The following is an 8,040-nucleotide window of genomic DNA, read 5'->3' on the forward strand; positions in this document are numbered from 1 at the left end:
GGAGCAGAGCCTGGGTACAGACTAAACGGGCTTGCACGTCCGCTGTTGGAGCGGCCTTGTGCCGCGAAAGGGCTGCAGAGCAGCCCCGGCGATTTCTGCTTTCACGCTGAAATCCTGGGGCCGCGCTGCGGCCCTTTCGCGGCACAAGGCCGCTCCTACAGGCGAGGCGTGTCTCAGGCCGAGAACCCACCATCGGCGGTCAAGCTGGCGCCGGTGATGTAGCCCGCCTCCGGCCCTGCCAGATAGGCCACGAAGCTGGCGATCTCCTCCACATGCCCATACCGCCCGATGGCCATCAGCGGGATCAGGCTGTCGGCGAACTCGCCGCTGGCCGGGTTCATGTCGGTGTCCACCGGCCCTGGCTGCACGTTGTTCACCGTGATGCCCTGGGGCCCCAGGTCACGGGCCAGGCCTTTGGTCAGGCCGACCAGCGCCGACTTGCTCATGGCATACGGCGCGCCGCCGGCAAATGGCATGCGCTCGGCATTGGTGCTGCCGATGTTGATGACCCGCCCACCCTGGCCCATGTGTTTCGCGGCGGCCTGGGTGGCGACGAACACGCTGCGCACATTGACCGCCAGGATGCGGTCGAAATCGGCCAGGTCGAACTCGGCTACCGGCGCCACCGCCAGCACGCCGGCATTGTTGACCAGGATATCGAGCCCGCCGAAGGCCTTGACCGTGTCGGCCACGGCCTGCCGCACGGCGGCGGCCTCGGCGCTGTCGGCACGCAGGGCCAGGGCCTGGCCGCCGGCTTTAGTGATCTCGCCGGCCAGGGCTTCGGCGGTGGCGGCGGAGCTGACATAGGTGAAGGCCACCTTGGCGCCGTCGCGGGCCAGGCGGCGGACGATGGCCGCGCCGATGCCACGGGAACCGCCCTGGACCAGGGCCACTTTGCCGCTCAGGGGAAGTGCTTGGGACATGCTGATCTCCAGTATTCAAGCAAGGCAGGTTGCCTTGGATGGGCGCAGTATCGACCGATGATTACCCACTGATAAGATGGTAATCACGATCATCTGAGTAAACCGTTGGTTGAGAATCCAAACCATGGAATCGTTCAGTCACCTTGAGTGCTTTGTTCGCAGCGCTGAAGTAGGCAGCTTTGCCGAAGCCGCCCGGCGCCTGTCGCTGACCCCGGCGGCGGTCGGCAAGAACGTCGCCCAACTGGAAGCGCGCCTGGGCGTGCGGTTGTTCCAGCGTAGTACCCGCAAGCTGACCCTGACCGAGGCGGGGCAACGATTTCTGGGGGAAGTCAGCGACAGCTTGCGCACCATCCAGTACGCCATGGCCAACCTGGCCAGTGCCGAGGGCCAGCCGGCGGGTGTGCTGCGGGTGAGCATGGGCACGGTATTCGGGCGGCTGTACGTGCTGCCGTTGCTAGGGGAGTTCTTGCGGCGTTACCCGGCGATCACCCCGGACTGGCATTTCGACAACCGCCAGGTCGACCTGATCGGGCAGGGCTTCGATGCCGCCATCGGCGGTGGTTTCGAGCTGCCGCTGGGGGTGGTGGCGCGCAAACTGACCCCTGCGCACCGGGTGCTGGTGGCGGCGCCGGCGTACCTGCTGCGGCACCCGCCGATCGAGCATCCCAGTGCGTTGGCACAGCATGAAGGCATCCTGATCCGTTCGCCGCAGACCGGTCGCGTGCGTGCCTGGCCGCTGACCAGCCGTTGGCAGGAGCAGTGCCCGCTGCAATTGCCGCAGAGCATGACCATGAGCGACTCAGATGCCGCCTGCGCGGTGGCCGGGCAGGGGCTGGGGATTGCCCTGGTGAGTTTGCCGTTTGCCTTGCCGTACCTGACCGAGGGCAAGCTGCAGCGCGTGCTCCCGGACTGGTACGTGGACGATGGCAACATCAGCCTGTATTACGCCGAACACAAGCTGTTGCCGGGCAAGACCCGGGCGTTCATCGATTTTGTGGTGGAGCAGTTTGCCGAACAGGGGTTGGCGGGGCGGTTCAACGCGTTGCAATGACCATCGCGGCACTTTGTGGGAGCCGGCTTGCCGGCGATGCAGGCGCCGCAGTCTCGGGCACCGGCTTCGCCGGTGATCGCCGGCAAGCCGGCTCCCACAGGTTCGGCGCAGCTTGCAAGAGCGTGTGGAGGCAGGCTTGCACCATTGATTACACGACAGCGACGATGTACTGCACCTGCACGATGCCATTCACCACCAGGCTAACCTCGTCATCCAGCTTCTTGCCCAGCAGCTGCTGCCCCAGCGGCGCACGCGGAGTGATCACCGTCACCAGTGCATCACCTTCGCCAATCTTCAGCCCGGCCCCCTCCGGCCCGAGGAACAGCAGGCGCTGGCGACCGTCTTCATCTTCCAGCGTCACCAGGCAGCCGATCTGAATGCCCCGCGCCGGGTCATAGTCGCGCAGCACCAGTTGCTGATAGGTCAGCAGCGCTTGGCGGATCTCGGCGGTGCGCCGGGCCTGGCCAGTGGCGAGATAGGATGCCTCCAGCCCCAGGGTGTCGTACTTGTTCTCGGCGATGTTCTCTTCGGCGGTGGCCGTTTCATAGGCGGTCTGGGCCGCCTGGCGCAGCACTTCCATGTCGTGCTCGAGGGTGGCGATGATGTGCTGCAGCAGGCTGGTCTTGTTCATCTCAGTAGCAGAACTCCAGCACGTTGGCCTGGCTCTTGTCGGTCGGCGCGGTGCGGTTCTGCTGCAGCCAGAACTGGCACTTGGGGTTGTTCAGGTTGCGCGGGCTGCCCTGCGCGGTTTCGGCCGCCTGTTGCAATTGCTGCTGGTGCAGGATGTCCTTGTAGCGTTCGAACATCTGCGCCTGGGCATCTTCCGGTTGCGCGGGCGCGCTGTCGGGCGCCGGCTGGACGATGGCCGGGGCGACCGCCTGGGCCACCGGCTGTACCTGTTCCGGCCACAGGCGCAGCGCCAGCCACAGGCTCAGGGCGATGGCGACGGCTCCCAGCCATAGGCCGAAGGCGACACACAGGATCAGTTGCACGGGTTTAAGGGTGATCTTCAGTTCGCGGGAGCGGGGCATGGCGGCCTCCTGGCAGGGCGGATCGATGGCGGCATTGTCGCATGGCGTGGCAGGTTTTTTTAGCGCGGCGCTTTTGTCGGCGCGCATTTGTGCGCAGAATCCGCGGTCTTTTTTGCAGGTAACGGTACGTGGCGATGAAAACCACCTGGGACATCTTCTGCACGGTCGTCGACAACTATGGCGACATCGGCGTGACCTGGCGCCTGGCCCGCCAGCTGGTGGCCGAGCATGGGCTGGGCGTGCGCCTGTGGGTGGATGACCTGCAGTCCTTCGCACGCCTGTGTCCGGCGCTGGACTGCAATGCCGACCAGCAATGGCAGGAGGGCGTCGAGGTGCGCCGCTGGGCCGCCGAATGGCAGGGCGCAGCCCCTGCACAGGTGGTGATCGGGGCCTTTGCCTGCCAGTTGCCGGCGGCGTTCGTCGAGGCCATGGCCCGGCTGCCCAAGCCACCCTTGTGGCTGAACCTGGACTACCTCAGTGCCGAGGACTGGGTCGAGGGTTGCCATGGGTTGCCCTCGCCGCAGGCCAACGGGCTGCGCAAGATCTTCTTCTTCCCGGGCTTCACTGATAAAACCGGTGGCCTGCTGCGCGAGCGCTCATTGTTGCCACGCCGCGAAGCGTTCGAGCGCGCAAGCTTCCTCGCCGAGTTAGGCGTTGTGCCCGAGGACGGCGCGCGGCTGATTTCGCTGTTCGCCTACGAGAACCCGCAGTTGTGCAACTGGCTCGATGCGCTGGCGGCCGATGCGCAGCCGGTTCACCTGCTGGTGCCGCAGGGGCGCATCCTGGGTGACCTGGGCCGCTGGCTGGGCGAGTCCGAACTGCCAGTGGGGGCCTTGCATCGGCGCGGCGCCCTGACCGTGCAGGTGCTGCCGTTCGTCAGCCAGGACGATTACGACAGGCTGCTGTGGAGCTGCGACTTCAACGCCGTGCGTGGCGAGGATTCGTTCGTGCGCGCGCAATGGGCCGGCGCGCCGATGCTGTGGCATATCTACGTTCAGGAAGAGAACGCCCACTGGGAAAAACTCGAAGCCTTCCTGGCCATTTACCGTCGCGGGCTGTCGGACGCCGCAGGCCTGGCGCTGACCGCGATGTGGCGTGCCTGGAACATGGATCAGCCGATGGGGCAGGCCTGGCAAAGGCTGCAGCCGCACTGGGCTGAGTTGTGCGCGCATGCCCGCCAGTGGCGCGCTGAGCAGGCCGCTCAGCCGGACCTTGCCACGAGACTGGTACAGTTTTACCGAAATTCGCTATGATACGCGGCCTCGATTTTTATAAATCCATCCAGATTCGGATACTTCGTAATGAAAACTGGTAAAGAGCTGAAACCCGGTACCGTACTGCGGATCGATAACGACCCGTGGCTGGTTCAGAAAGCTGAGTTCACCAAGTCGGGCCGTAACAGCGCGATCATGAAGACCAAGCTGAAGAACCTGCTGACCGGCTACAAGACCGAAACCGTATACGGTGCGGACGACAAGCTGGACGACGTGATCCTGGATCGCAAAGAAGCGACCCTGTCGTTCATCAGCGGTGACTCGTACACCTTCATGGACACCACCGACTACACCATGTACGAGCTGAACGCCGAGGACATCGAAGCTGTTCTGCCGTACATCGAAGAAGGCATGCAAGACGTCTGCGAAGCCGTGTTCTTCGAAGGCCGCCTGGTATCGGTAGAACTGCCGACCACCATCAGCCGTCAGGTTGTCTACACCGAGAACGCCGCACGTGGCGACACCTCGGGCAAGGTCATGAAGCCTGCCAAGCTGAAGAACGGTACCGAGATCTCGGTTGCCGACTTCATCCAGATCGACGAGTGGATCGACATCGACACTCGCGACAACAGCTTCAAGGGCCGTTCCAAGAAGTAATCCTTCTTGCGATGAGCACGAAAAACCCGCCCCCGGCGGGTTTATTTGGTGCCTGATAAACCCGGGGGGGAATGCCCGCCCCCACGTCAGTATGCGCCCCGCGTGGGAGCGGGCTTGCCCCGCGATCATTTTGTTATACGGTCACATGCAACCGCACATCTACATTGCCGCGGGTTGCGTTGGAGTAAGGGCAGACCTTGTGCGCCTTCTCCACCAGCCCTTCGGCATCGGCCTGGGCCAGGCCCGGCAGGTTGATGTGCAGGTCGATGTCCAGGCCGAAGCCACCGGGAATCTGCCCGATACCCACCTTGGCGGTGATCGAGGCATCGGCTGGCAGGGCTTTTTTCTCCTGGCCAGCGACGAACTTCAGTGCGCCGATGAAGCAGGCCGAGTAGCCGGCGGCAAACATCTGCTCGGGGTTGGTGCCGTCACCGCCAGCGCCGCCCAGCTCTTTAGGGGTGCTCAGCTTGACTTCCAGCTTGCCGTCGCTGGAGCGGGATTTACCGTCGCGGCCGCCAGTGGAAGTGGCTTCTGCGATGTACAGCGGAGTGACCTTTTGCATCTTGAGCCTCGTTCATATGCTGTGCGCCCGTTGATGGAAGGGGCGCTGGGTGGGTACGGGATAAAACTTAGCGCGCAATTAGTTTGCGCGCAAGTTAAATGTTCGGCCACTCGTCCGAACGGCCACCACCCAGCATAGCCGTCAGAGGTTTTTTTGCAGGTTCGCGCGTAGTTCGATCAGTTCTGCCTGCAGCTTGGCCAGTTGCTCGACTGTGCGGCCGCTGGCCTTGAGGATGCAGTGCGGCACGTCCCGGGCTTGCTGTTGCAGGGCGCGGCCCTTGTCGGTCAGTTGCACCAGCACCACCCGTTCGTCTTCGCGGCTGCGGGTACGCTTGAGCAGCCCTTCGCTTTCCAGGCGCTTGAGCAGCGGGGTGAGCGAGCCGGGGTCGGTGAGCAGGTGCTGGCTGATCTCGCCCACGGTCAGGCCGTCCTGCTCCCACAGTACCAGCATGGCCAGGTACTGCGGGTAGGTCAGGCCCAGCGCCTGCAGCAGGGGCTTGTAGACCTTGGTCATCAGCAGCGACGTCGAATGCAGGGCGAAGCAGACCTGGTTGTCCAGCAGCAGCTCGTCGCAGGGGGCTTGGGGGTTGGCGTTCATGCAGGTCCTTGAAATCGGTGTAGGGGAAAATCTAGCACGCTGAAGGTTAGCGCGCTCATTGCCAGCGCAGCTCGCTGCGTAAGGCCAGGTCCCAGGGGGGCACCGGGCTGAAGCGGCTCTTGAGGAATTCGAGCAGCAAGCGGCTGCGAGAGTTCGTTTCATGTTCCAGGCGCAGCGCATAGATGCCACTGCTCTCCGGCGCGGGCAGGCCGTTGTCGCAGAACAGTGGCAGCAGTTCGCCGCGCAGCAGGTAGTCGCTGATCAGCCAGGTGGGCAGGTGGGCGATGCCCAGGCCGGCCAGTGCGCCGAACAACAAGGTTTCGGCATTGTTGGCGGTCATGCGCATGCGCGTGGGCCGGTACAGGCGTGCCTGGCCATCGACCGTGAAGCGCCAGGCGAACGGCGGCGCCAGGCCGTCCCAGTCGAGGCCGTCATGCCCGGGCAGCTCGCTGGGGCAGGCGGGCATGCCACGGCTGGCCAGGTAGCCGGGGCTTGCGCAGGCGATACGCACCATGTAGGCCAGGGGCGTGGCCACCAGGCGGGTGTCGGCCAGGGGGCCGGCGCGCAGCACCAGGTCGACTTCGCCCAGGTGGCTGCCGTGCAGGTCGACGAAACTGTCGATCAGGCGTAACTGCACGTCCAGCCCGGGGTAGGCCACCAGGAAGTCGGCAATGGCCGGTGCCAGGTGGCGGCGACCGAAGGCCGCCGGGGCATCGATGCGAATCAAGCCCTCAGGGGCGTTGCTCAGCGACACCGCCTCGGCCCGTGCCAGGCGCAACTCTTCGATGATGCGCCGGGCCCGTTCGGCGAAGGCGTTACCGGCGGGCGTGGGGCGCACGGCATGGGTACTGCGGGCGAACATGCGGCTGCCGACGGCGCTTTCCAGGTTGTCGATGCGCCGCGCCACGGCCGAGGGGGTCAGTGGGTGGCGGCGAGCGGCGGCAGAAAAACTGCCGGTTTCCAGTACGTCGAGGAACAGGCTCAGTTGTTCGGTGAGGATGTCGGGGCTCATGGCAGGTCTGCTTGTGCGTAAGGCGCATAGCCATTGTGCGCTGCTGTGCGTTTCCCCGCCAGCCGCGACTGGGTAGCATGCAGCCATTGTTCAGGAGCAGGCGGATGAGGCGCTGATGATCGAGTGGTTGATGTATATCGTGTTGGGCGCCGCGCTAGGCACCATGGGTGGGTTGTTCGGCATCGGTGGCGGGCTGATCGCCATCCCTGCGCTGGGTGTGCTGTTCGGCCTTGACCAGCAGTTGGCTCAGGGCACCGCGCTGGTGATGGTGGTGCCGAACGTGCTGCTGGCGCTGTGGCGCTACCACCAGCGCAACCGCATCGAGCTGCGCCATGCCGTGCCTTTGTCGCTGTGCAGCTTCCTCTTCGCCTGGCTGGGCTCGATCTGGGCGGTGGGCATTGATGCCCAGTCGATGCGCCTGGGCTTCGTCGGCTTCCTGGTGGCGCTGGCGGTGTGGAACGTGGCGCGGATGTTCCTGCGGGTAAGGCCGCCGAGCAGCGAGTTGCGTTACCCCTGGCCGTGGTTGGGTGTGCTGGGCAGCTTCGCTGGGACCATGGGCGGGCTGTTCGGTGTGGGTGGGGCCGTGGTGGCCACGCCGATATTGACCAGCGTGTTCGGTACCACCCAGGTGGTGGCCCAGGGCTTGTCGCTGGCGCTGGCGGCGCCGAGTACCACGGTGACCTTGCTGACCTATGGGTTGCATCAGAGCGTGGACTGGAGTGTCGGTATCCCGTTGGCGGTGGGCGGCCTGCTCAGCATCAGTTGGGGTGTGAAATTGGCCCATGCGTTGCCGGAGAAGGTACTGCGCACGCTGTTCTGTGTGTTCCTGGTGGTGTGTGCGGTGATGCTTGGGTTCGAGCTTTGATCGCAGGGGGCTGTTGCACGACTGTTGTAGGAGCGGCCGTGCGGGGGCGCGGGACCGGCCGTAAAGGGCTGCGCAGCCGCCCCGGCAATCTATGTGATAACGCAAATCCTGGGGCCGCTACGCGGCCC

The 8,040-nt window shown here is 64.8% G+C and carries 10 protein-coding genes; 4 read left to right on the plus strand and 6 right to left on the minus strand.

What is annotated here, in order from left to right; all coding sequences use genetic code 11:
- Positions 1-173 precede the first annotated feature (173 nt).
- Entirely contained in the window at positions 174-923 is a 750-nt protein-coding gene (locus tag ABE459_RS24945) for a 3-oxoacyl-ACP reductase family protein (RefSeq protein WP_323830891.1), read from the minus strand.
- 124 nt (positions 924-1,047) lie between these two features.
- Here ABE459_RS24945 and ABE459_RS24950 point away from each other — a divergent pair, with 124 nt between their 5' ends.
- Positions 1,048-1,974 (plus strand): LysR family transcriptional regulator, encoded by a 927-nt coding sequence (locus tag ABE459_RS24950; RefSeq protein ID WP_125463181.1) that lies wholly within the window; start codon positions 1,048-1,050, stop codon positions 1,972-1,974.
- Positions 1,975-2,122: 148 nt separating this feature from the next.
- On the opposite strand, the gene ABE459_RS24955 is transcribed toward ABE459_RS24950, so the two are convergent.
- Positions 2,123-2,605, minus strand: a complete 483-nt coding sequence (locus ABE459_RS24955) for a GreA/GreB family elongation factor (RefSeq protein WP_258705979.1) — start codon at positions 2,603-2,605, stop codon at positions 2,123-2,125.
- A 1-nt stretch (position 2,606) separates the two neighbouring features.
- Positions 2,607-3,005, minus strand: coding sequence for a hypothetical protein (locus tag ABE459_RS24960; RefSeq protein WP_125463183.1), 399 nt, complete (start codon positions 3,003-3,005; stop codon positions 2,607-2,609).
- 134 nt (positions 3,006-3,139) lie between these two features.
- Between ABE459_RS24960 and earP the strand changes: the two genes are divergently transcribed.
- The gene (earP, locus tag ABE459_RS24965; RefSeq protein ID WP_323830892.1) at positions 3,140-4,258 is read left to right on the plus strand and encodes an elongation factor P maturation arginine rhamnosyltransferase EarP; all 1,119 of its coding nucleotides are present in this window, start codon (positions 3,140-3,142) and stop codon (positions 4,256-4,258) included.
- A 48-nt stretch (positions 4,259-4,306) separates the two neighbouring features.
- Complete coding sequence (gene efp / locus ABE459_RS24970) at positions 4,307-4,876, plus strand: elongation factor P (protein WP_323830893.1); 570 nt, start codon at positions 4,307-4,309, stop codon at positions 4,874-4,876.
- A gap of 133 nt (positions 4,877-5,009) precedes the next feature.
- Here the strand turns inward: efp and ABE459_RS24975 are convergent, their stop codons facing one another.
- The 3 genes from ABE459_RS24975 to ABE459_RS24985 form a co-directional block, all read right to left on the minus strand.
- On the minus strand, positions 5,010-5,438 hold the full coding sequence (locus ABE459_RS24975) for an organic hydroperoxide resistance protein (protein ID WP_023632623.1): 429 nt from the start codon (positions 5,436-5,438) through the stop codon (positions 5,010-5,012).
- Between the two features lie 141 nt (positions 5,439-5,579).
- Positions 5,580-6,035 (minus strand): MarR family transcriptional regulator, encoded by a 456-nt coding sequence (locus ABE459_RS24980; RefSeq protein ID WP_125463187.1) that lies wholly within the window; start codon positions 6,033-6,035, stop codon positions 5,580-5,582.
- A 55-nt stretch (positions 6,036-6,090) separates the two neighbouring features.
- Positions 6,091-7,047 (minus strand): LysR family transcriptional regulator, encoded by a 957-nt coding sequence (locus tag ABE459_RS24985; protein ID WP_323830894.1) that lies wholly within the window; start codon positions 7,045-7,047, stop codon positions 6,091-6,093.
- Positions 7,048-7,162: 115 nt separating this feature from the next.
- Between ABE459_RS24985 and ABE459_RS24990 the strand changes: the two genes are divergently transcribed.
- Positions 7,163-7,912, plus strand: a complete 750-nt coding sequence (locus tag ABE459_RS24990) for a sulfite exporter TauE/SafE family protein (protein ID WP_258705982.1) — start codon at positions 7,163-7,165, stop codon at positions 7,910-7,912.
- Positions 7,913-8,040: the final 128 nt, after the last annotated feature.

It is taken from the genome of Pseudomonas sp. TWI923 (assembly GCF_039673365.1).
GTDB lineage: Bacteria > Pseudomonadota > Gammaproteobacteria > Pseudomonadales > Pseudomonadaceae > Aquipseudomonas > Aquipseudomonas sichuanensis.